Annotated in this window: 18 protein-coding genes and 2 pseudogenes; 3 read left to right on the forward strand and 17 right to left on the reverse strand. The window is 61.8% G+C overall.

The window, feature by feature from the left end; translation table 11 throughout:
- The 3 genes and pseudogenes from HV744_RS31310 to HV744_RS31320 all read left to right on the forward strand — a co-directional run.
- A pseudogene (locus tag HV744_RS31310) lies at nucleotides 1–110 on the forward strand (IS6 family transposase); the annotation flags it as partial.
- Between the two features lie 214 nt (nucleotides 111–324).
- The gene (locus tag HV744_RS38345; RefSeq protein ID WP_343056487.1) at nucleotides 325–468 is read left to right on the forward strand and encodes a hypothetical protein; all 144 of its coding nucleotides are present in this window, start codon (nucleotides 325–327) and stop codon (nucleotides 466–468) included.
- Between the two features lie 316 nt (nucleotides 469–784).
- Nucleotides 785–1123 carry an IS110 family transposase gene (locus HV744_RS31320; protein ID WP_246279280.1) on the forward strand — a complete coding sequence of 113 codons (339 nt, stop codon included), beginning with the start codon at nucleotides 785–787 and terminating at the stop codon, nucleotides 1121–1123.
- Here HV744_RS31320 and HV744_RS37770 read toward each other — a convergent pair.
- From HV744_RS37770 to HV744_RS31400, 17 genes and pseudogenes are all read right to left on the reverse strand, one after another.
- A complete protein-coding gene (locus HV744_RS37770) occupies nucleotides 1091–1327 on the reverse strand; it encodes a hypothetical protein (RefSeq protein WP_246279281.1) in 237 nt (78 codons plus the stop codon). The two genes, HV744_RS31320 and HV744_RS37770, sit on opposite strands and share 33 nt — an antisense overlap.
- A gap of 219 nt (nucleotides 1328–1546) precedes the next feature.
- Nucleotides 1547–4750 (reverse strand): multidrug efflux RND transporter permease subunit, encoded by a 3204-nt coding sequence (locus HV744_RS31325; RefSeq protein WP_175153205.1) that lies wholly within the window; start codon nucleotides 4748–4750, stop codon nucleotides 1547–1549.
- A gap of 13 nt (nucleotides 4751–4763) precedes the next feature.
- Nucleotides 4764–5306, reverse strand: coding sequence for a GNAT family N-acetyltransferase (locus HV744_RS31330; protein WP_175153206.1), 543 nt, complete (start codon nucleotides 5304–5306; stop codon nucleotides 4764–4766).
- Nucleotides 5307–5310: 4 nt separating this feature from the next.
- Complete coding sequence (locus tag HV744_RS31335) at nucleotides 5311–5892, reverse strand: GNAT family N-acetyltransferase (RefSeq protein ID WP_175153207.1); 582 nt, start codon at nucleotides 5890–5892, stop codon at nucleotides 5311–5313.
- A gap of 4 nt (nucleotides 5893–5896) precedes the next feature.
- On the reverse strand, nucleotides 5897–7261 hold the full coding sequence (locus HV744_RS31340; protein WP_425497892.1) for a TldD/PmbA family protein: 1365 nt from the start codon (nucleotides 7259–7261) through the stop codon (nucleotides 5897–5899).
- Nucleotides 7258–8694 carry a TldD/PmbA family protein gene (locus HV744_RS31345; protein WP_175153208.1) on the reverse strand — a complete coding sequence of 479 codons (1437 nt, stop codon included), beginning with the start codon at nucleotides 8692–8694 and terminating at the stop codon, nucleotides 7258–7260. The genes HV744_RS31340 and HV744_RS31345 overlap by 4 nt, the downstream gene beginning before the upstream one ends.
- Nucleotides 8687–10354, reverse strand: coding sequence for an ABC transporter ATP-binding protein (locus tag HV744_RS31350; RefSeq protein ID WP_175153209.1), 1668 nt, complete (start codon nucleotides 10352–10354; stop codon nucleotides 8687–8689). The genes HV744_RS31345 and HV744_RS31350 overlap by 8 nt, the downstream gene beginning before the upstream one ends.
- A complete protein-coding gene (locus tag HV744_RS31355; protein WP_175153210.1) occupies nucleotides 10351–11466 on the reverse strand; it encodes an ABC transporter permease in 1116 nt (371 codons plus the stop codon). Before HV744_RS31355 ends, HV744_RS31350 begins: the two co-directional genes overlap by 4 nt.
- Nucleotides 11420–12472 carry a microcin C ABC transporter permease YejB gene (locus HV744_RS31360; protein ID WP_091795321.1) on the reverse strand — a complete coding sequence of 351 codons (1053 nt, stop codon included), beginning with the start codon at nucleotides 12470–12472 and terminating at the stop codon, nucleotides 11420–11422. Before HV744_RS31360 ends, HV744_RS31355 begins: the two co-directional genes overlap by 47 nt.
- An 8-nt stretch (nucleotides 12473–12480) precedes the next feature.
- Complete coding sequence (locus tag HV744_RS31365; protein WP_246279282.1) at nucleotides 12481–14397, reverse strand: extracellular solute-binding protein; 1917 nt, start codon at nucleotides 14395–14397, stop codon at nucleotides 12481–12483.
- Between the two features lie 133 nt (nucleotides 14398–14530).
- Entirely contained in the window at nucleotides 14531–15733 is a 1203-nt protein-coding gene (locus HV744_RS31370) for a tetratricopeptide repeat protein (RefSeq protein ID WP_175153234.1), read from the reverse strand.
- A gap of 16 nt (nucleotides 15734–15749) precedes the next feature.
- Nucleotides 15750–16178 (reverse strand): ExbD/TolR family protein, encoded by a 429-nt coding sequence (locus HV744_RS31375; protein ID WP_175153211.1) that lies wholly within the window; start codon nucleotides 16176–16178, stop codon nucleotides 15750–15752.
- 8 nt (nucleotides 16179–16186) lie between these two features.
- Nucleotides 16187–16609 (reverse strand): ExbD/TolR family protein, encoded by a 423-nt coding sequence (locus HV744_RS31380; protein ID WP_175153212.1) that lies wholly within the window; start codon nucleotides 16607–16609, stop codon nucleotides 16187–16189.
- A 3-nt stretch (nucleotides 16610–16612) separates the two neighbouring features.
- Nucleotides 16613–17524 carry a MotA/TolQ/ExbB proton channel family protein gene (locus tag HV744_RS31385; protein ID WP_175153213.1) on the reverse strand — a complete coding sequence of 304 codons (912 nt, stop codon included), beginning with the start codon at nucleotides 17522–17524 and terminating at the stop codon, nucleotides 16613–16615.
- Nucleotides 17525–17599: 75 nt separating this feature from the next.
- Nucleotides 17600–18298 (reverse strand): energy transducer TonB, encoded by a 699-nt coding sequence (locus tag HV744_RS31390; RefSeq protein WP_175153236.1) that lies wholly within the window; start codon nucleotides 18296–18298, stop codon nucleotides 17600–17602.
- A gap of 189 nt (nucleotides 18299–18487) precedes the next feature.
- A complete protein-coding gene (locus tag HV744_RS31395; protein WP_175153214.1) occupies nucleotides 18488–21232 on the reverse strand; it encodes a TonB-dependent receptor plug domain-containing protein in 2745 nt (914 codons plus the stop codon).
- 368 nt (nucleotides 21233–21600) lie between these two features.
- A pseudogene (locus tag HV744_RS31400) lies at nucleotides 21601–22109 on the reverse strand (helix-turn-helix domain-containing protein); the annotation flags it as partial.
- Nucleotides 22110–22582: the final 473 nt, after the last annotated feature.

The raw sequence follows: 22582 nt of genomic DNA on the forward strand, positions 1-22582 counted from the left end.
GCATCATTCTCGGCGGCATCGAGACGATGCATATGATCATGAAAGGGCAAATGAAAAGCAGCGCCACCACCCAGACGCCTGCTGAGCAATTCTACTCGTTGCTAACGTAAGCAGTCCTCAACACAGCTCATCAGTTTATCCCAACGCTCTTACTGCGACAGAGCCGTGGTTCGATGAGTGACCACAATTCGTCGTCTATGAGTTCTTCAGGCAGCGCTTCCTGTCAGGCAAAACAAGACAGAAAGTTAACACCAAGCCAGGAAAGTTAACAGACCCAAAACTTAATTTCGCAACAGCTTCTTAGTGCACGGATGGAGAAACATCATGGCAGATCTGTTGGTAGACAACATCGACGCGGATATTGCAGACGATGACATCAAGGAGTTCCTGGTCAAGTATGGGTTTCCCCCGTTTGACGGCATCGAGCATATTCCCGGGGATGGCTCCAGGCCCGCGGTCCTACTGTGATTCCAGCGCGTTGATCCAGAATTTTTGCGGCACCTGCAGTCGCGGGTGCACAACCTGTTCTGGAAGAATCGGAGAATTACTGTGCAGGTAATGACGGACCGGTCAGAATGAATAGGTAATCGTGAGGTTGATCGACGGCCGTCCTAAGCAGGTTGTTCCATCGTGGACAAGTGAAAATCGCGCCGCAGGAAAGAGCGCGGATCAACGAGGCGCTCGAACGGCACTGATAATCATATAGCCGGCCTCGCGCCGTTCCGGTAGGACGGCTGGCGTAGAGTCAGGGTTGCGACACCGACGTGATGCACAGGAGGCCGGTATGAAAAATTTTAGCGGAATCGACCTGCACTCGAACAACAGTGTGGTCGTGGTCAGCGATGACGTGGACCACATCATCTATCAGCGGCAGGTGCCCAACGACGCGTTGCAGAGCCGCGCCGTGCTGGCACCGCATCGCGAAGAACTGGAAGGTGTGGTCGTCGAAGCGACGTACAACTGGTACTTGTTGGTCGATGCGCTGCTTGCGGATGGATACCATGTGCATCTGGCCAACCCCGCAGCGATCAGGCAGTACGAGGGGCTGAAATACAGTGGTGATTTCACCGATGCGGCCCATCTCGCACAATTACAGCGCTTCGGGCTGCTGCCAGAAGGCTAGATCTACCCCGCAGACGGACGGCAGGTGCGTGACCTTGGACGCAAACGGATGCAGCTCGGGCAGTGCCGCACCGCCCAGATTGTCGCGATCGGCAACCTGTTCGCGCGAGATACTGGCGCACAGATGCACGGGCTGGAGGTCAGGCGCCTCGATGGCGCACAGGTGGGCCGGTTGCCCAGACACCGGATGAATGCCTGGTGTCATCGAATCGAACTCTAGGCGCGCTTCACGGCATGGCAACGCTGAAGTATGGCCGAAGACAGTATCAACGCCGATTGATTAGGACGCCAATACACTATCAGAACCATTCGGTCTGTACCCGCCAACTTGACAATGCCCTCTCGATTCTTACTGCGACAAAACCCTCCCGACCGAAGAAAGCGCTAACACAAATAAAGCAACGCAGCCTCCGGTAAGCGCACCTCACCGCAATTCCATTTGCTGTTCACCATGCGAGCGCCGCTCCCGCGCCACGGCCCGCTCTCGCCGCAGGCGCTTTGTCGCCGCCAAGCGTCGCCTACGGTGCGTCACGGACATCACCACATGAAATGCCGCCGGCGCGAAGAAGAGGCCCAGCAGCGTCGCCGCCACAACTCCGCCGAACACGCCGGTACCGATCGAGCGGCGGCTCTCGGCGCCCGCGCCGATCGACATCAGGAGCGGCACGACGCCGAGCAGAAACGCCGCCGAGGTCATCACGATCGGCCGGAAACGCGCGCCCGCGGCTTCGGTCACGGCGCGCGTCAACGGCAGGCCACGCTGGTACAGATCGCGGGCGAACTGCACGATCAGAATCGCGTTCTTCGCCGCGAGGCCGATCACCGTGATCATGCCGACCTTGAAGTACACATCGTTGGGCATGCCGCGCAACAGCACCGCGGCGACCGCGCCGATCACGCCGAGCGGCACGACCATCAGCACGGCAAGCGGGATCGTCCAGCTTTCGTAGAGCGCGGCCAGCGCCATGAACACCGCCAGCAACGACAGTCCGATCAGTAGCGGCGTGAGCTTCGCCGCCGCGGTCTCCTCGCGCGCTGCATCGACCCAGTCATAGCGCACGCCGACCGGCAACGACGTGGCAAGCCGCTCCATCTCCGCCATGGCCGCGCCGGAACTGTAGCCGGGCGCCGCGTGGCCGCTCACGTCGAGCGACGGATAGCCGTTGTAGCGTGTCAGCATCACCGGGCCGATCGTCCACTGACGCGTCGCGATGGCCGAGAACGGCACCATGCCGCCCGTCGAGTTTGGCACGGAAAGCGCGAGCAGATCGTCTTCGGTCATGCGCGTGGCGGCGTCGGCGGCGATCATCACGCGGCGCATGCGGCCGGCGGCCGGGAAATCGTCGATATAGGTCGAGCCGAAGGTGCTGCCCAGCAGGTCGGCGATGCGATCGAACGACACACCGAGCGCGTACGCCTTCGCGCGATCGACGACGAGCTCGACGCGCGGCGCGTCAGGCAGATCTTCCGAGTGCACCGAAGCCAGTACCGGACTCGCCTTGGCCTGCGCGAACAGTTGCTCGCGCGCGGCCTTCAGCGCGTCGAGCCCCACGCCGCCGCGATCCTCGAGGCGGAATACGAAGCCGTCCGAATGTCCGAGTCCCGGCACCGAAGGCGGCAATTGCGCCTCGACGTTACCGTCCAGAATCTTGTCGAACTTTGCGTTGAGCCGGTCGCGCAGGGCCCGTGCATCGATATCGCGCTTGTCCCAGTCCTTGAGTTCGACAAACCCCATCGCCACGTTCTGACCGCTGCCCGAAAAGCTCCAGCCGATCACACTCGCGACGTTCGCGATGGCGGGCTCGGCATGGAGAATCTGTTCCATGCTTTGCACCACGGCCAGCGTACGTGCCTGGGTGGCGCCCGCGGGCAATTGCACCGTCACCTGCAACTGCCCTTCGTCCTCGCTCGGCAGAAAACCGCCGGGCATCTGCCAGTAGAGCACGCCGCACGCGCCGACCAGCACTGCGTAGACGGCCAGCATCGGGCCAGTGCGGCGCAGCGTGCGCGCGGTCAGCCCGCGATAGCCACGCGCGGCGCGATCGAAGCCGGACGTGAAGCGGCTTGCCGCGCGCGCCGCGAAACCGAGCATGCCGAGGCGCGCATCGCGTTGACGCACCGATTGCGCATGCGCCTTCAGCAGATTCGCGCACAACGCGGGAGCCAACGACAAGGCCATGAACGACGACACCACCATCGACGCGATCATCGCCACCGCGAATTGCCGGTAAATCCCGCCGACGCCGCCGGGAAAGAACGCCATCGGCACGAACACCGCCGTCAATACCGCCGTCACGCCGACGATCGCGCCACCGATCTGCGACATGGCGCGGCGCGTGGCCTCGCGTGGCGGCAGGCCCTCTTCTTCCATCACGCGATGCACGCTCTCCACCACCACGATCGCGTCGTCGACGAGAATGCCGATGGCGAGCACGAGGCCGAACATCGTGAACACGTTGATCGACAGACCGCACGCATACATGGCGAGAAACGCGCCCATCAGCGTGACCGGAATCACCACGGTCGGCACAAGTGTGTAGCGCAGATCGCGCAGGAACAGCCACATCACGAAGAACACCAGCGCCACCGCTTCCGCGAGTGTGACAAGAACCTCGTGGATCGCGATCTGCACGAAGCGCGCGTTGTCGAACGGGATTTCGATGGAGACGCCCGAAGGCAACCCTTTCGCCAACTCGGCAAGCCGCGCGCGAATCGCGTTCGACGTTTCCAGCGCGTTCCCGCGCGGACCAAGCTGAATCCCGACCGTCGCTGCGGCCTTGCCGTTCAGGCGCGAATAGTACGAGTAGTTGTCACGCCCGAGCTCGACTCGCGCGACGTCGCGCAGGCGCACGGCCGAGCCGTCGGGCCGAGCCTTCAGCACGATCTGGCCGAATTCGGCCGGCGAGATCAATTGGCCCTTCACGCTCACCGAGGCCGTCACTTGCTGCCCCGGTACGAATGGCGCGTCGCCGAGCGTGCCAGCGGTGACTGTCGCATTCTGTGCGGCGATGGCGGCGTTCACCTCGGCTGCGCCGAGGCCGTATTCGCGCAGCTTCATCGGATCGAGCCAGATGCGCAGCGCTTCATCGGCGTCCCAGAGTTGGGCCGAGCCCACACCCGGCGCGCGCTTCAGCTCGCGCAACACGTAGCGGCTCAGGTAGTCGCTCAATTGCACGGAGTCGCGCGTGCCGTCGGTGGAACTCAGCGCGACCAGCATCAGGAACGTGTTGGCCGCCTTGAACACGCTGATGCCCTGCTGCACGACCTGCTGCGGCAAACGCGGCTCGACCTGCTTGAGCCGGTTCTGGATATCGACCAGCGCAAGATCCGGATTGGTACCGGGCGCGAAGGTCGCATCGATTTCGAGGTCGCCGAGATTGTCGCTGGTGGTTTCATAGTACAGCATGTTGTCGGCGCCATCGAGACTTTCCTCGATGATGCTGCCGACATTCGCGTCCACGACCTCGGTCGAGGCTCCCGGATAAGTGGCGGAAATGACGATGCGCGGCGGCGCCAGGCGCGGGTACTGCGCCACAGGCAGCAGCGGAATGGCGAGCGCGCCCGCCACGACGATGGCAAGCGCGACGATCCATGCGAAGACCGGGCGGTCGATGAAGAAAAATGGCACTCAAAGGATCCGTTCAGATTGTCTGGAGGCGCGGCGCTTCGACAAGACGGGCCATATGCAGCACGTCGGCCAGGATGCCATCGCGCATGGCATAACCGCGCGAGCGGCCTTCTTCGACAAAGCCGAACTTGCGATACAGCGCAATGGCCGGCGCGTTGTCGGAAAACACCGTGAGGTCGATGCGGCGCAAACCGAGCGACGCATCCGCGCAGTCGGTCAGCGCTTGCAGAAGCGCGGAGCCGACACCGCGCCCACGATACGCGTCGTGCACGGACAGGCCTAAGTGCCCGCAGCAGCTAGACCGGCGTACCTCCAACCCGGCATGGCCGACCACGCGCCCGTCGATAATCGCGCACACGTTCACGCCGCCTTTGAGGCGCCGCTCGTACCACGCGGCGAGCTGCTCAGGACTGCGATAGCCGACCGATAGCGTGCCGCGCCGCACACCAGGCAGGCTCATGATCTCGGCGAACGCGTCCATGTCCGACGATTCGAGCGCGCGCACCATAATACATTTGGCGCGCGCTACGTCGTCCGGCAACCTTTCTTCGTTCATAGTCTTATTCCGCTGCGCGATAGGCGGCCGGTAGCGGCGACATCCACGGCGCCGGCTCGCGCAACCGCGCCATGAAATAGCAGTCGATCAGCACGCCACGGCGTAATACTGCGCCGCGCTGACGCGCTTCGATCTCGAAGCCGAACTTACGGTATAGCGCGAGTGCTGCATGGTTATCGGTGTAGACATGCAACTCGAGGCGGCGCAGACCGAGCCAGTTATCGGCCAGATCGAGTAGTTCGACCATCAAGGCATGGCCGATGCCGCGCCGCTGCCATGCGTCGTGCACGCCAATGCCAAGCGATGCGGCATGCGCGCGGCGCCCCTTGAAAGGCCTGATGCTCGCCTGACCGACCAGCGTGCCGCCGACAGTCGCCGCGATCGCGATTTCGGGCGCCTCGAGTTTCTGCAGGTACTCGCGCGTGCTGGCAACGGTCCGAAACGGCATCTGCGGATTGCCGTTCATCGCCGCGGGCAACTGGAGCATTGCGTGGAACTGTTCCGTGTCGGCCACGCGCAACGCGCGCAGCGTCAGGCCCTCTGGCAAGCTCTCAGGTTTTGAATCTGTTCTTTTTTGTCGATCCATAGGCTCATAACGTCAATTCGAACGACCTCACCAGAATGCCGGGCAATTGCATGCCGCCCGTGGCACGCTCGCCCCATGTCGAGTCGCTCAATAGCAGTTCCGCTTGCGCGCCGACTTGTTCGAGTTCGCTACCGAGCAAACGGTACAGGCTGTCGTCGAAACGCATGGCCTCGAGTGGTGCGACGATTTCTCCGTCCTCCACCCAGAAAGTCGCGAAGCGCGTCATGCCGGTAAGACGACAATTCATGCGGTCCGAGAAGTTCACGTACCAAAGGTTGCCGATGTAGAGCCCGGTATCGAGCTTCGCGAGCACGTCTTCTTCCAGCAGATCGCCCGCTTGCATCGAGAGCGCGGCCGGTGACTCGTTGGCGAGCGCGCCGTTGGGCGTCAAACCGTACTCGCGCGCGCTGCGTGCGTTGGTCAGGCGTTCGACGCTGCGGCCGGCCTCGATCAAAGGAACGCTGTCACGCAGGTAGCCGTCGTCGTTGAAGCCGGGCGTGACACCGAGACTCAGATCTTCGCTGATCGTTACGCGCGGGTCGACTACGATTTCTCCGACATGCAGCTTGTACAACTCGCTGCGTGAACTCGCCTGGGCGCGAGCGGAAAAGCCGCTCCATGCGGTGACGCCGAGCAGTTCCGCGAGCGCGGCGGGCGCCAGATAGGAACGGTAACGTCCCGGCGCCAATGTGCGCGGCATGCACGCCAGAATGGTAAGACGGGTCGCGGCCTGCTCGACTTTGCGCGCGAACACGGCATCGCTCCAGTCATCGCCGGCGTAGCTGGTTTTGATCGCGCGGCCGCTCGGGTCGTATAGCGACCAGCTCAAATTAAAGTTGTCCACTTCATACCAGCCGCGGCTGCCGTTCGTCGATGCGAAGCCGCGCACTATCGTGCCGCCCGCATAGAAGCCCACGAAGTCGAGCCCTTGCGCGCATTCCGCGACGATGCGCGCGAGGCCGTCGGGATTAGGCAGTTGGCCGGGGCGCTGCGTGGTGCGCTCCCACTTCGACGTGTCGAACAGCAGATGCGGATCGTCCGCCGCGTCGCGCAGACCTTCGCGCAAGGTGGCGAGCGTGGCGCTCACTTCGTCGAGATCCTGTTGCAGATCGCCGCACACGGTCAGCGTGGAATAAGCCTGGCGTTCGCCGTCGATCAGACGCAAGGTCAGCTTGCCTTGCGATACACTGCCGGTCTGCCGCACCTTGCCCGAATTGAACCGAACGAAGTCGGACTGCTCGCCGGCAAATGAGCTGAGCGTGGTTTCGCCAGCTTGCTGAAGGCGCTCGATTGCATCGGCGAGCGACGTGAAATGCCCCTGCCAATCCACCGACGTAGCAGCGCGCGAAGCGATGAACTGGCCCATCATGCGCCTCCGAACACGTCGATGTTGCTGAACACGCAGGCCGGCGATGCATGGCCGACGCGAATGATCTGCGCCGGTTCGCCCTTGCCGCACATGGAGGTGCCATACACTTCGCGCGTGGCCGCGTTGCCCACCGCGCTCAGGCTGCGCCAGAAATTCGCCGAAATACCGCGATAATTCGGCTGTTTGACGACCTGCGTGAGTCGACCGTTCTCGATCAACTGGCCGAACTCGCAGCCGAACTGGAATTTGTTGCGATGGTCGTCGATCGACCAGGACGTGTTGGTGCGCATCAGAATACCGTGTTCGATGTTGCCGATCATCTCCTCCAACGAACTCTCGCCGGGCTCGATATTCAGATTCGCCATGCGGTCGATCGGCGGCCGGTTCCAGTTCGACGCGCGCGAATTCGCGACGCCGGGCATGCGGGCGCGTTGCTGCGATAGCGCGCCGCCGAGCGGACGCTCCAGCACGCCATTGCGAATCAGATACTGCTTGTGCGCTTCGGTGCCGTCGTCGTCGAATGCGTAGGCTGCCGCTTCCTCGCGCAGTTCGGGATCGAACGTGACGTTCAGCAGTTCCGAGCCGTAGCGATACGAACCGAACATGTCCTGCTTGACGAAGCTCCAGCCCGCGAAGTTGCGCTCGTCGCCGAGAATGCGGTCCAGTTCCAGCGGATGGCCGATCGATTCGTGAATCTGCAGCATCATCTGGTCGGGCATCAGCAATAGATCGCGCTTGCCCGATGGGCAATTCGGCGCGGCCAGCAATTGCAGCGCCTCATTGGCGACGCGCGCGCCCGACTCTTCAAAGCCGAAGCGCGTCAGCACTTCCATGCCGCCCTGTCCGAGCGTGCCGTAGTTGCCGCCCAGCGTGCGTACCTGGGTGTCGCCGTTCGCGTGCGCGGCGACGCTCAACTGCGGCATCACGAAGCGGAACTGCTGGTCGATCCGCACGCCGTCGCCGGTCATGTAGAGTTGATCGGTGTGCGTGATCTGCACCGCGGCCAGCCGCTCGACGATTTTTTCGTCGAGGTTCGCGCCAGCGCATTCCGCGCCGAGAAGCTCCAGCCATTCGGCGCGGCTCGGCAACGCGCGTTGCGCATTCGGCGAAATGTACTCGCCGCTCGCGGTCGGGCGCGCGACTTCGCGATGGTCGATCAGCGACAAGGCTGCGCTCGCTTCCGCGCGCGCGGTTGCCATATCGAGCGCCGCCTGCAAACCCGCGGCCGAAAGATTCGCAGTCGCCGCGTAGCCGGCGCCCGCGCCCACCCAGGCGATCAGCATCGCGCCGCGATCGCGCACCGTGCGCAGCGGCTGGGCGATGTCGTTGCGGATCTCGTGATCGTCGATCTGTTCGTCGACAATGCGCAGCGACCAGAACGCCGCGCGGCTCTTCAGCGTATGGGCGGCCCGCGCCCAACGTTCGTCAATCATTAGCGTGTTCCGTCTGAGTCGCGGCGACGCCCGGCTCCGGCACATTGAGCGACGAGGCCAACAGCGACTGGGTATAAGGATGCGAGGGTGCGTGCAACACATCGAGTGTGTCGCCGGCTTCGACTATGCGTCCCGACTTCATCACGATCACGCGATGCGCCATGGCTCGCATCACCGCGAGATCGTGCGTAATGAACAAGTAGCTTAGCTTGTACTTTTTCTGCAGATTTGTCAGCAGATTCAGCACCTGTTTCTGGATCGAAACGTCGAGCGCGCTGGTCGGCTCATCGAGCACCAGCAATTCCGGCTTGACCGCCAGCGCGCGCGCAATCGCAATGCGTTGACGCTGGCCGCCGGAGAACTCATGCGGATAGCGCAGCATCGCGTCGGCGGGCATGCCGACTTCTTCGAGCAGGCTGGCGACGCGTGCGCGCCGCGCCTTCGCATCCACTTCCTGCCGATGCACGGCCAAACCCTCGCCGATGATCTGCTCCACCGTCATGCGTGGCGACAGCGAGCCGAACGGGTCCTGAAACACGACTTGCATACGCGAATACAGCACACGGCGCGAACTCGCGGTCTTCAGCGTGGACAGCGGCAAGCCGTCGATGTGGATATGACCGGCGGCCGGTCGTTGCAGACCGAGCACGGTGGCGGCCAGCGTCGATTTACCCGAGCCCGATTCACCGACAATGCCCAGCGTTTCGCCGCGCCGCACGTTCAGATCGACGTCATGCACAGCACGGAACGTGGAGCGCCCGAACATGGAGCGCCAGCCTTTCGCCGATGTGTGGTAATCGACGGCCAACCCTCGCACTTCGAGCAGCCGGCGCGCGCCCTCCTCGACCGGCTCGACCGCGCGTTGCGCATCGCTGTCGAGCAGCCGCCGAGTGTATGGATGCTGCGGGCTCGCGAACAGCGCCTCGGTCGTCTTGGTTTCGACCAGCACGCCCTTCTCCATCACCGCGACGCGCTGCGCAAAACGCTTCACGAGATTCAGGTCGTGCGTGATCAGCAGCACGGCCATGCCGCGTTCAGCCGCTTCCTGTTCCTGCAATGAGATCAACAGATCGACGATCTGCTGCCGAACGGTGACGTCCAGCGCCGTGGTGGGTTCGTCGGCGAGCAGCAAACGCGGACGGCACGCGAGCGCCATCGCGATCATCGCGCGCTGCCGCTGACCGCCGGACAACTGGTGCGGAAAACTGTCGATGCGCCGTTCCGGTTCGGGAATGCCGGTGCGTTTGAGCAACTCGATGCCGCGCTCGCGCGCCGCGTTCGGCCGCAAACCTTCGTGCAAACGCAAACTCTCGGCGATCTGCTTGCCGATCGTGAAGAGCGGATTGAGCGCGGTCATCGGTTCCTGAAACACCATCGCGACATCCGCGCCGCGCAGCCCGCGCATCTGCTGCTCGGTTTTTTGCAGCAGGTCTTCGCCATCGAGCAACATGCGCCCGCTCAATTCAGCATGCTCGACGAGCCGCAGAATGGACAACGCGGTGACGCTCTTGCCCGAACCCGATTCGCCGACGAGCGCCACGCGCTCGCCGCGTGCGATGGACAGGCTGAGTTCGTGCACGGCGACCTTGTCGCCGAAACGCACGGAGAAGCGGTCGATTTCCAGCAGCGGCCGAGCGAGCGGCGTTTGAGTGGTGGTCATCGCGGACCTCCGCCAAAAGCCGAACCGCGCGAGCGCGTGTCGAGCGCATTGCGCAATGCGTCGCCCATGAAAGTCAGCAACAGCAGCGTGATCACCAGCGCGGCAAACGCCGACATCGAGATCCACCATGCGTCGAGATTATTCTTGCCTTCCTGTAGCAATTCGCCGAGGCTCGGCGTCGGCGGCGGCACACCCAGGCCGAGAAAATCGAGGCTGGTCAGCGAGAGAATCGCGGCGCTCATGCGAAACGGCAGAAAGGTAATCACCGGCGTCAGGCTGTTCGGCAATACATGGCGCCACATGATCTGCCAATTGTTAAGACCCATGGTGCGCGCGGCCTTCACGTAATCGAGCGAACGGTTGCGCAGAAATTCGGCGCGCACGTAATCGGATAGCACGAGCCAGCCGAACATGGATAGCAAAATGAAAAGCAGCCACAGTGTGGGCTCGAAGATCGACGCGAAGATGATCAGCAGATATAGGTCGGGCATCGAACTCCAGATTTCGATCAGGCGCTGGCCGATCAGATCGGTGCGTCCGCCGTAAAAGCCCTGCACCGCGCCGGTCAGCACGCCGACCACGACGCCGGACACCGTGAGCGCCAGCGCCATCAGCACCGACAAGCGGAAGCCGTACAGCAGTCGCGCCAATACGTCGCGCCCGAATTGATCCGTGCCGAGCCAGTTGTTCGCGGTGGGGGGCGCCGGATACGGATGCGCGGCGAAATAGTCGATGGTGTCGTAGTGGAAATGATTCGGCGGATAGATCGCGAAGTTGCCGTTCGATTCGAGCCGCGAACGGATATACGGATCGAGGTAATTCGCCTTCGCCGGGAAGTCGCCGCCGAACAACGTCTCCGAATACTCCTTCACAATCGGAAAGTAGTAGTGCCCTTCGTAGCGGACGAGCAACGGACGATCGTTGGACAACACCTCGCCGAGCAGGCTGATCGCGAACAGCGACACGAAGATCACGAGGCTCCAGTAGCCGAGGCGCTGCTGCCTGAAGCGCAGCCACGTACGCCGCCACGGAGACGGCGACGCCGCGTGCGCCGCGCCGGCCGCGTCAGCGGTCCAGGCGGTTGAATTGGATGCGGGGGTCGACGAGGACATAGCAGACGTCAGCAATGAGTTTGGTTACGAGGGCAATCAGCGTGAACAGAAACAGCGAACCGAGCACGACCGGATAATCGCGGCGGATCACGGAGTCGTACGAGAGTTGGCCCATGCCGTCGAGCGAGAACAGCGTTTCGATCAGCAGATTGCCGTTCAGAAACGCGCCGACGAAAGCCGCAGGCAAACCGGTGAGCAGAGGAATCGCCGCATTGCGCAGCACGTGTTTCCACAGCACGTCACGCTCCGGTGCGCCCTTGGCGCGCGCGGTCAACACATACTGCCGGCCGATTTCCTCGAGAAACGTGTTCTTGGTCAGAATCGTGACGATCGCGAAGTTGCCGACCACCGAGGCCGTGACCGGCAGCACGATGTGCCACAGATAGTCGAGCACCTTGCCGAACGCGCTGAGATCGTTGAAGTTATCCGATGTAAGACCGCGCATCGGAAACACCTGCCAGAACGTGCCGCCACCGAAGAGCATCAGCAGCAACACGCCGAGGACGAAACCGGGAATCGCATAGCCGGCAAGCACCAGCACACTTGTGACAGTATCGAAACGCGAGCCGTTGCGCACCGCTTTCGCGATCCCCAACGGCACCGATATCAGATACGTGAGCAGCACCGTCCATAACCCGAGCGTGATCGATACCGGCAGCTTCGACTTGATGACGTCCCACACGCTGTCGTGCTGATAGTAGGACTGGCCGAGATCGAACGTCGCGTAACGCTTGAGCATCAGCAGATAGCGTTCGAGCGGCGGCTTGTCGAAGCCGAACTGCTTCTTGATCTGTTCGATCTGCTGCGGATCGACGCCCTGGCTGCCGTGATAACCGCCGCCGCCCGCCCCCGCCTCTCCGCCACGGCCAGCGCCGTGGCGGAGTTGCGTCATCACCTGTTCGACCGGCCCACCCGGCACGAACTGCGTGACGACAAAGGTCAGCGTGACCACGCCGAGCAGGGTCGGCACCATCAACAACAATCGTCTGAGAATGTAGGCAAGCATGCTGTGCCTCAGTGGGCCGTAGCGGCCGAAGCCGCGCTGGAAGATGTGGTCTGGGCGGCCGGCGTTTTCGTGTACCAGTAGTCGATCACCCAGTCTTCGTATTGATACGACATCGGCACCATCGCCGGATGGCCGAGCGTCGACTTGTAGCCAATTCGCGCGCCCGGTGCGTAGTACTCCGGCACCAGGTAGAACGAATAGATCAGCACGCGATCCAGTGCGCGGGTCGCCGCTTCCAGGTCCTCGAGATTGTCGGCGGAGAGAGCCGCATGGATGAGCGAGTCGACCGCTTTGGAGCGGATGCCCGGATAATTTTCCGAGCCGACTTCCGACGCCGCCGCGCTGCCGAAACGGCGCGTCAATTCCGCGCCGGGAATCGTCACCGGCGGGTAGATGAACGTGGTCATGTCGTACTCGAAGTTGTCCAACCGCTTCTCGTATAACGCGCTGTCGATCTCGCGCATATGCGCCTGAATGCCGAGCATGCCGAGCGCCTGCATATACGGCAGGATCAGACGATCCACGCCGGGCTGATCGTCCATGATCTCGATCATCATCGGCGCGCCGTTGGCATCGCGCAAGGCGCCATCGCGATAGTGCCAGCCGGCTTGCGCCAGCAGGTCGCGCGCCACGCGCAAGTTTCCGCGCAAGGAATCCGGCGCGATCGTGGTGGGTTGCTTGAGCATGGGACCGAACACTTCGGGCGGCACGCTGCCTCTCAACGGTTCGAGCAAGGCCAGTTCCTTCGGGCCCGGCATGCCGGTCGCGCCGAACGGACTCGCTTCGAAATAGCTGCTGGTGCGCCGGTATTGACCGTAGAACATCATCCGGTTCATCCAATCGTAGTCGAAAGCCAGCGTCAGCGCGTGGCGCACGCGCGGGTCCTGGAACATCGGCTTGCGCATATTCATCAGCATGCCTTGCATCTGCGCCGGGCCGTCGGCGAAATCGCCCTTCTTCAAGAGTCCATTATCGAAGTTCTTGCCGACGTATTTGCGCGCCCATTGTGTTGCGCTGTATTCGACCACGGCATCGGCATCGCCGGCTTTAAACGCTTCCAGTTGCGTGTAATGGTCGCGATACAGTTTGAAGGTGATGCGCTCGAAACGAAACATGCCGCGTCGCGACGGTAGATTGGTCGCCCAGTAGTTCGGATTGCGGCGATACACGATCTGCTTGTCGTTCTTGCGCTCCTCGATCAGGTACGCGCCGCTGCTGATCGGCGGCGTGGCGGCAATCTGGTCGAAGGGCGGGCGTTTGCCGCCGGGCTGCATGCCCCACTTCGGCGAGAAGATCGGCAAGTCGCCGGCAATCAACGGTGCGCCGCGCTCCGCATGCTTGAAATCGAAGCGGATCGTGCTTTTGTCGATCACGGTCGCGCTTTTGATCACCGAGAATTGCGCGTTGAAGAGCGGCGAGGCTTTCGGGCTCGTCAATGTGTCGAATGAGTATTTGACGTCGGCAGCGGTGATCGGATCGCCATTGGAGAAGCGTGCGGCGGGATTGAGGTGGAATGTCGCTGAACTCAGGTCGGGCGCGACCTCGACATCTTTCGCGATCAGCGGGTACTCGGACGCGAGTTCATCCCAACTGCGCTGCATCAGCGTGTCGAACATCAGATTCAGAATGTCCGGTGCGGGCGCGCCACGCACCAGAAACGGATTCAGCGAATCGTAAGTCTGCAGTTCGTTATAGTTCTCGAAACTCAGCGTGCCGTTGGCCGGCGCGTCGGGATTCGCGTAATCGAAATGCGTGAAATTTGCTGGGTATTTGGGCTGGTCATATTGCGCGAGCGCCAGCTCCGCGGACGCGGGCAGCGCATGTCCGACGCAGAGCGCCGCAACCAGCAGCGCGGAGTACGCCGGCCGCAACGATCCGTGCCGTCGCGCCAAGCCGAAGCGCCGGCGAAACCTCACAAGTTTCATTATTGGAGTGCGTGGAAACGCGCGCCGGCGGATCACCGGCACACTGTTCATCGGATTGACGCCTGGACGGCAGCCTGCCGTCGCTAGCATTGCTGGAGGCACAGCGTGACTTAAAGACAAGCAGCCCATCGCCTTACCACTTCGAGGCGACCAGCACCCACAAACGTGCCAGGTCAGCCGAGCCGTCGCTGCCCTTGACGGCGTGGAATGCCTGTACGGCGCGCGCCTTCTGGCCTGCGACGTAGTAGGCCACGCCAATATGCAACTGAGCTTCGTCTGGATGATCGAGCCCGCCCTTGGCGATCGCCGCTTCCATCATCTCGAGACCTTGCTTGGCCTGACCCGCGAACACCAGGTTGAACCCGGCGGCGACCGGCGCGACCGGGTTCGCGCTATCAGCCGGCGCTTGTGCGCGCTTTGCCGCCAGCGCCTGCAACCGCTTCTCGCGATCCGCTTGCGCGTCGTGCCCCAGCACGCCGGAAGCGAAGCCCTGATCGATGACCTGCCTGCCTTCGGCCGTGCTGCCCGCGACGATCGCCAACTGGGCCATCTCCATGTAATCGTCAACCGTCCCGAACGAGCCGGTCGCGCGGCGCAGACGATAGGTGTCGATATCGAGGCGCGACGAGTAGCCCGGCCTGCTGCGGATCGCCTGGAACAAATCGTCCCAGTACGACTGCTTCGGGTAATACGCGACCAGCTTCTCGAGCGCGCCGCGGTAGGTCGCATCGTCCTTCGCGCGTTGCGCGCAAGTCCCCAGCAACTGCAACTGCGACTCGTCGGGCGCATGCCCGGCGCGTGCTTGCGCATCGACGCTGGGCTTGAGCATGCTGACCACGTTGACGCAGTCGTTCGAAAGGTAATACGACTGCATCAGCAAGGTCCGCATGTCGGGATCGTTGCCGCCCGCCTTCAGATAACGCTGCACGACCTTGATGGCCTGGGCGTAGTTCTTCTGCTGGAAGTAGATGCTCGCGAGCGCCGCGGTGGTGCGCTGCTCGTCCGCGCCCGTCAGCTTGCCGGAGCTCAACAGGGTTTCGTAGGCCTGGGCGGCCGTGGCCGAATCGCCTGCCGCGGCCGCCGCGGCGCCGCGCATTTCCTCTACCATATAGCTTTCATACGGCGTCTTGTCGGGCACGGCGGCGGCTTGGGCGACCTTGGTCAGCGCGTCCCGATACTTGTGAGCCCGGTACAGGTCCTGCGCGGCGTTCAGCGGCTTGGCCACATCCGGTCGCAGCGTGTCTGCGGCATACGACGCCGCCGGCAGCGCGAACAGCGCGGCGAAACCCAAGACAGCGGCCGCGAGCGCGGCACGCTTGAAGCGTTGATGGATCATTGGCACGTTCACTTCCTTATTGCATGTACTGCTCGTTGCCGATCAGCCCGATCTTGGTCGCGCCCAGACGCTGCGCCGAGGCCATCACCTCGGCCACGTCCTTGTACGGCACCAGCTTGTTGGGACGCAGATGAATCTCGGCCTGTACCGGCGTGGCCGCGACCTGGGACAGCTTGGCCTCGAGCGCAGCGCGGTCGGGGACGAGTACGCCGTTCCACGTCGTCGTGCCGTCGAAGTCGATATCGATCTGCACCACTTCCGGCTGCGTCAGCGGCGGGGGCGGGTTGCCCACCGGCAAGTTCATCTTGATGGCATGCGTCTGAATCGGAATCGTGATGATCAGCATGATCAGCAACACCAGCATCACGTCGATCAGCGGCGTGGTGTTGATATCGACCATCACATCCGGTTCAGCACCGCCGCCCGAAGATACATTCATGCCCATAACGCCTCCTAGCCGCGTGCCGGCGGCTCAGTGATAAACGAAACCTTGGCGATGCCGGCACGCTCGCACGCGGTAATGACGCGACCGATGAATTCATAACGCGTGCTCTGGTCCCCTCGAACATGGACCTCGGGCTGCGGCGTCATGACAGACACGGTCTTGAGACGGTCCACCAAGGTCGGTGCATCGACCAGCTTCTCGTTCCAGAAGAAGTCGCCATCGCGGTTGATCGCGATCACGATACTTTTAGGCGTGGTCTGCAGCGGCTGCGTCGTCTCTTTCGGCAACTGCACCGGTACCGTATGCGTCACCACGGGAATCGTGATCAGGAAGATGATCAGCAATACCAGCATCACATCGACTAGCGGCGTGGTGTTGATATTGGAGATGACTTCGTCGCTATCTCCATCTTGCCCAACGCTCATGCCCATGGCTTACCCCACCTGTTCGGCAAGCGGCGCCTTACGGCCCGCGGCGCGCACCGGACGCTTGCTGCCGGCTAGCAGTACGGTATGCAGCTGCGCGCCGAAGGCACGCACACGCTCCATCACCGACTTGTTGCGGCGGACGAGGAAGTTGTAGCCCAGCACCGCCGGCACGGCCACGGCCAGACCGATCGCCGTCATGATCAGCGCTTCGCCCACCGGGCCCGCCACCTTGTCGATCGATGCCTGGCCGGCGATGCCGATCGCGGTCAGCGCGTGGTAGATGCCCCAGACCGTACCGAACAGGCCGACGAACGGCGCCGTCGAGCCGACCGTGCCGAGGAAGGCGAGACCGTCCTGCAGGCGGTTCGACACGTTGGTGATGGCGCGTTCGACCGAGACGTCGATCCAGGTGTTGCGGTCGACGGCTTCGAGCAGCGCTTCGTCGTGATGTTCGCCGGCTTCGATGGCGGTTTCAGCAATGAAGCGGAACGGCGACGATTCCTCAAGCAGCTTCGCGCCTTCCGTCAGCGACGGGGCAGCCCACAGCTGTTCGTCCGCGCTTTTGGCACGACGATTGGCGCGGAATTGCTCGACGAACTTGGTAATCATGATGTACCAACTGCCCATCGACATGATCACCAGCAGGATGAGCACGAAGCGTGCGACGAAGTCGCCATTCTTCCAGAGCGCGCCGAGACCGTACGGGTTACTTACCGTTTCCGACGTGGCCGAGGCGGGCGGCGGCATCGGCTGGTCGGTCGTCGCCCCCGCAGTTTGCGGTATGGCTGCAGCGGGCGCCGAAGCCAAAGCGATGGTGTCGCTGGCCTGCGCATAGGCTTGCGGGACTACGAGGGTATTCACCGTGGCTACGGCGAACAACATGCTGACCGCGACTGCGGCGAGAGAACGCTTCTTCATGTCTGCTCCAGTTCAATCGTTGAACTTGTGAAACTGTTTAACCAATCAGTACCGGTTGCTGCTGACCGTCGACGTTCAATTCAGGTTGAACGAGAACGGCACCTGTACCCGGACAGCTTGACCTTGGGAAATGCAATTGAATCGCTTGACCGCTTTGAAAGCGGCGGTGTCCAGGCCGTCGTGGTCGGACGACTTCGCCACGCGCTCACCCGTAATGTGACCTTCCGGATCGACGGTGAACTCGATGAGCACCTCGCCGGTGTCGCCGTTTTCCTGCGCTTCCTTCGGATAGACCATCGAGCCGCGAATCTCGTCGGAGTTCGGACACACGATGCCGACAGCCGTGCTCGGCGCCTTCACGGGCACCGACGCCATCGGTACGACCGGCACGGCGGGCGCCGACTGCACGGGCGTCGTCTGGTGCGCAATGGTCTGCTGCGGCGGAGCCTGGACCGAGACCTCCGGCGGCGGCACGAACGGCGGAGGCGGCGGCGCGAACTTGGGCGGCGGCATTTGCACAGTCGGCAACGGCGGCGGAGGCGGCGGTTTCACCGGCTCAATGATCTTTGTTTCGATCGGATGCTGGATGACGTGCACGACCTTAGTGGCAAGGCCATTGAGCAGCGCGTAGACCAGCACGACGTGCAACACGATGACGACTGCGATACCGCTGAAGCGGCGCGCGGGATTTTGCTGCTTCTTCCCGAATTCGCGAGGCCGTCCGAGCGTTGCGGCTCGCGATGTTGCCGCCGGAATTTGCCCTTCCAGTTTCATACCCACCCTTCGATCCTCCCGGCGTGAATCGCCTTGTTCCGTGATTGCGGCGCTTGTCGTGCAACGACTGCGGGACCAGGCCGATCACGGGGACTTCCTGAGACTTGCTCGAACACCCGGGCTGCCACTTCCTGCCGTCGGGAAAGAGGCGGCAGCCCACTAGCTCACTAGCTCACTGCTCTCAACACATCAGAACCGGTACGAAGCTCCGACCTGGAAGAAGCGGCCAATATTCGAGTACAACGACTGGTCGTAACCCGTGTTGTAGCTCGGCGAGCTCTGCCATTCCACGTCGAAGGGTGGCTTCTTGTCGAAAATGTTGTTGACGCCTCCGTAGATCGTCCAGTGCTTGATTCCCCGGTATGTGAACATCAAGTTAAACTGGCTGTACGAAGCGACCGACAATGTGCCACCGTCGCCGAATTCATCGGCAACCGCGTTCGTGTAGGGGCCGGTGTATTGCCACGTCAGCGACGTCAGCAGGCCGCGGTAATCCCAGCTCACGCTCGTATTGCCCTTCCACCGCGGATTGCTCGCACCGAACGGCTGCAACAAGGCGAAATTGTTGCCGGCGAAATCCTGCGACGTGCCGTCCGTGTTCCGCAGCTTGAAGCGCCAGACGTAGGTCCAGTCGCCGGCCAGCGTGAACGTGCCGTAGCTCGTGGGCAGCGACTTGCGGAAGTTGAAGTCGAATCCGTAGGTGTCGAGCGAACCGAGGTTCAGGAACGGCATGTTCATGTACGAGAGCGTGCCGTCAGCGTTGCGAATGACGCGTGATGGGTCGTTCTTCTGCAGCACCGCGTTCGGATCATCCGTTCCGATCACGTCGTCGATGCGAATCTTGTAGAACGCAGCACCGAAATCCGTATAGGGATCCGGCGAAAGCTGGAAACCGATGTTGTAGTTCTTCGTATGTTCGGGCTGCAGATTCGGATTGCCGGTCGTGCGCTCGGTGACGTAACGATGAGTCGGGCCGCTGGGATCATACGGGTCGACGAGGTTCTGGTGCCCGAGGTAGACGGCCTGCGAGTTTTCGATCAGCGTCGGTGCGCGGAAACCACGGCTATACGACATATACGTCGTCAGCATCTGGACCGGCTGGAAGCGCAGAGCGAAGCTCGGCGAGAACGCCCCGCCAAAGTCGCTGTAGTGGTCGTAACGACCAGCCTGCGTGAAGGTCAGGTGCTGGACGATCGGAATGTCGACCTGATAGAACGCGGCGGCAACGTTGCGGGAACCGTCGACGGTCTGCACGTTCGCAGGTGCCGTCACGCCCTCAGACGCGTACGTCTGTGGATTGATCGACGCCGATTCGTGACGAAACTCCGTGCCAAGTCCGAGTCCGACCGAGCCGCCCGGAAGCGTAAACAAGTTGCTCGTCGAAGTCTTCGCCGTGACGCTGTCGAGCTTGGAAACCGACAGCTGATTGTCGTCTTGCAATACGCCGTTCAGGCCGTTGGGCGTGGCGGACGGGTTCGAGAAGTTATACGTGCCGTTTTGGAGCATATTCTCGTACCCCGCGACGTTCACGACGTTGCCGTACGTGCTGGAAACGACGCTCTGCGAATGGGCGTACTCGAGAGCCCAGTCCCAGTTGCCCAGCTTCGCGGCATCGAACGAACCCTTGACGCCAGTATTGGCCATCCAGTACGTCGAAACGGTGTCCGTCGTCTTGGTGTAATCCGGGAACGTCAGGTTGATGTCCGTCGCCGTTCCGTAAGGGTTGTACGGGTTCGACGCCGGCACGCTTCGCGAAATCTGGGAGACGGTCCCCGAGGACGGGTCGTAGACGTTCGTGTTCCTTGTGACCGACGCCGCGCCATTGAGGTTCAGCGTCTCGTTGCGGCTCGCCCAGAAGCCCGCGTACGCTTGCGTGGTGTCGTCGATCTTGAAGGTGCCGCGCACCTTTGCATTCAAGCGCGTGACCGCCGGCTGCAACGAATATGTGTTGGCGGTATTGTAGGTGCACGATGCACCGGACGTGTTCGCTGCGCTGCTTCCCGTCGGGCAAGGTGAAAGCGCGGCGTGCCCGCTGGGCGTTTCCCAGAACGACTGTTGATCTAGGCCAAGCGGCTTGGAAATGCCACCGGGGTACTGCGAGAAGTCCTGCTGGCTTGTCATGTCGCGGTCGGCGAGCGTCGAACCGCTGTCGCGGTAATAGCTCGCCGCAGCCGTAACGTTGAAGCGGTCCGAGGCCAGGTTGCCCAAACCGCCGAGCACGCTGAAGCTGCCCTGTCCGTCGCCCGGATGTTGCGCCTTGCCCAGTTGCGCGTCGAGCTGCAGGCCTTGGAAGTTTTTCTTCGTGATGATGTTGATGACGCCCGCGATCGCGTCGGAACCGTATACGGAAACGGCGCCCGTCTTCACGACTTCGATGCGATCGACGATGTTCAACGGAATTGTATTGACATCGAAAAACGTGTCGGTAAAGTTGACGGCTCTTGCGTAATTGGCGACACGTTGTCCGTCAACGAGCACCAGCGTGTATTTCTCGCTCAACCCCCGCAGGGCGATGCCGGCACCGCCCGGCGCCGAACTGCTCTGCGTCGACTCGCCCCAGCTGCTCGCGGCATTGGCGGACATCCCCCGCAGGAAGCCGGCAACCGTCGTATAGCCGCTTTGCTGAATTTCCTTGGCTGTGATGACCTGAACTTCCGTGTTGCCGACCTTATCCGAGGTGCGGATTAGCGAGCCCGTCACCTCGAACTTGTCGAGCTTCTTGACGTTTTGCTTTGCGGCACCGTTTGATGTCGACGCCGCCGTGCCGGTGTTTTGCGTGCCGTTGGCGTCGCCTGCGGCCGCCGCCGGCACAGCGCCAGGGTCCGTCGTCACCGGCGCGCTCTGCGCGAAAGCCGACGTGCCGAAGGCCGCCGCCAACGTCAATTCAGCCCATAGTATTCTTCTGATGGCCAGCGCCAATGTCCGTTGTTTCATTTTCCCCTTCTCTCTTGCCAGTAAGCCCATACCTGTTTTTCAAAGAGGGACGTGTGGTCCTCTCCGCTTGATATACGGCGAACGCGCGCGATGTTCTGCCAAGTTGCCGGCACTAGTACAACTTCACAAGCACATCGATGACGCCGCCATATGAAATTCGACAGACGGGCGTCCAACAACCGTACCCTAGGATACTTTTTCTTGATACATCATTTCGGAGTGCTTCATATACATCTCGTCAACCCTACATTTTTGATCAATCATGTCGCATCCTTTCACCCCAACGTCTTCGCCGATCATCCCGATCACGCCTGTAGTTGCACTCGCGATTGCGGAAATGCTTTCTCTTCAAGCAGAAGAGCTCGGCAAAACAACTCCGATGTCCAGACCGAGACAAACTCGGACTCTTCATCTTCGGTATTGGCCATCCATGCACAATCGTCGACTCGTAATGCGTGGCATCGCCGGCTGTCAAGACGAACTTGGCTCCTTCAATTACCCGCGAACTCTCCTTCCGCTTTGGCCTTGATCTCCAACGCCTGTCGACGCTCACGCATATTCGCCAGAGCGGCCTCCAGCTTTATACCAGCCGACATATTAATCAACCATCCGAATAGATTGTACGGATCGGCAAACCGAAAGGAACGGATGCCCTCGACCCCGCACACGGATTTGCCGAGGCGACACGCGCATGCGCAATATCGCCCAGCGTGGTGACTGACTGCATTGCCCGACTGCGCTCAACTTGGGACAGGAAGGGCTTCGAAATGCCTGCCACCATCTCAGTTTCGATGGGTGTACGATCGAGTCTCTGTCGAAGTGTGCGAATTTTTCTACCCAGCGCGAGATCCGCATATGCCTTATCGAATTCGATCATCAGAATTTGTTTGATATAAGTTAATGCCGCTTCCCTGCTTCCCCTAGTACAACCCTTCGCACGCCGGAGCCATTCATTGCCGTCGTTGCTCGCCGCGTTAGAGCGGAACGGGGCAGCAACCATCGTGCCTGCCGATACGGTCGGACAGAATCCGAAGCCTGTACGCGAGGCTCAAAAATAGGCCTCCCTCATCATCGGTGTACGCATTTCCACGAAATCATGTTCGTAGGATTCCGAAATACATAACTGTATTGAAACTGCCAATCGATCGACATACCACCAGCTGCATTGCCGCAGAACGGACGTGCAGTCGTGCTCGCGCATTGCGACAGCCTACCAACGTCAACTTAATGCACTTCTTAAATCTACAACAAGTAACGCAAGGCTAAGCGAAAGCCAAACGAACGCGTTCTTTCTCTAGCTTGCAATTTCTTGGGGAAAGACAATAGCAAAACAAAATCTCGCGTCAAACT

The sequence above is a fragment of the Paraburkholderia ultramafica genome, from assembly GCF_902859915.1.
In the GTDB taxonomy this organism is placed as follows: domain Bacteria; phylum Pseudomonadota; class Gammaproteobacteria; order Burkholderiales; family Burkholderiaceae; genus Paraburkholderia; species Paraburkholderia ultramafica.

Excerpts from the sequence above, each read along its gene's own strand:
- HV744_RS38345 (WP_343056487.1), top strand. The coding sequence starts at position 325 with ATGGCAGATCTGTTGGTAGACAACATCGACGCGGATATTGCAGACGAT.
- HV744_RS31320 (WP_246279280.1), top strand. The coding sequence starts at position 785 with ATGAAAAATTTTAGCGGAATCGACCTGCACTCGAACAACAGTGTGGTC.
- HV744_RS37770 (WP_246279281.1), bottom strand. The coding sequence starts at position 1,327 with ATGACACCAGGCATTCATCCGGTGTCTGGGCAACCGGCCCACCTGTGC.
- HV744_RS31330 (WP_175153206.1), bottom strand. The coding sequence starts at position 5,306 with ATGAACGAAGAAAGGTTGCCGGACGACGTAGCGCGCGCCAAATGTATT.
- HV744_RS31335 (WP_175153207.1), bottom strand. The coding sequence starts at position 5,892 with ATGGATCGACAAAAAAGAACAGATTCAAAACCTGAGAGCTTGCCAGAG.
- HV744_RS31340 (WP_425497892.1), bottom strand. The coding sequence starts at position 7,261 with ATGATGGGCCAGTTCATCGCTTCGCGCGCTGCTACGTCGGTGGATTGG.
- HV744_RS31345 (WP_175153208.1), bottom strand. The coding sequence starts at position 8,694 with ATGATTGACGAACGTTGGGCGCGGGCCGCCCATACGCTGAAGAGCCGC.
- HV744_RS31350 (WP_175153209.1), bottom strand. The coding sequence starts at position 10,354 with ATGACCACCACTCAAACGCCGCTCGCTCGGCCGCTGCTGGAAATCGAC.
- HV744_RS31355 (WP_175153210.1), bottom strand. The coding sequence starts at position 11,466 with ATGTCCTCGTCGACCCCCGCATCCAATTCAACCGCCTGGACCGCTGAC.
- HV744_RS31360 (WP_091795321.1), bottom strand. The coding sequence starts at position 12,472 with ATGCTTGCCTACATTCTCAGACGATTGTTGTTGATGGTGCCGACCCTG.
- HV744_RS31365 (WP_246279282.1), bottom strand. The coding sequence starts at position 14,397 with ATGAAACTTGTGAGGTTTCGCCGGCGCTTCGGCTTGGCGCGACGGCAC.
- HV744_RS31370 (WP_175153234.1), bottom strand. The coding sequence starts at position 15,733 with ATGATCCATCAACGCTTCAAGCGTGCCGCGCTCGCGGCCGCTGTCTTG.
- HV744_RS31375 (WP_175153211.1), bottom strand. The coding sequence starts at position 16,178 with ATGGGCATGAATGTATCTTCGGGCGGCGGTGCTGAACCGGATGTGATG.
- HV744_RS31380 (WP_175153212.1), bottom strand. The coding sequence starts at position 16,609 with ATGGGCATGAGCGTTGGGCAAGATGGAGATAGCGACGAAGTCATCTCC.
- HV744_RS31385 (WP_175153213.1), bottom strand. The coding sequence starts at position 17,524 with ATGAAGAAGCGTTCTCTCGCCGCAGTCGCGGTCAGCATGTTGTTCGCC.
- HV744_RS31390 (WP_175153236.1), bottom strand. The coding sequence starts at position 18,298 with ATGAAACTGGAAGGGCAAATTCCGGCGGCAACATCGCGAGCCGCAACG.
- HV744_RS31395 (WP_175153214.1), bottom strand. The coding sequence starts at position 21,232 with ATGAAACAACGGACATTGGCGCTGGCCATCAGAAGAATACTATGGGCT.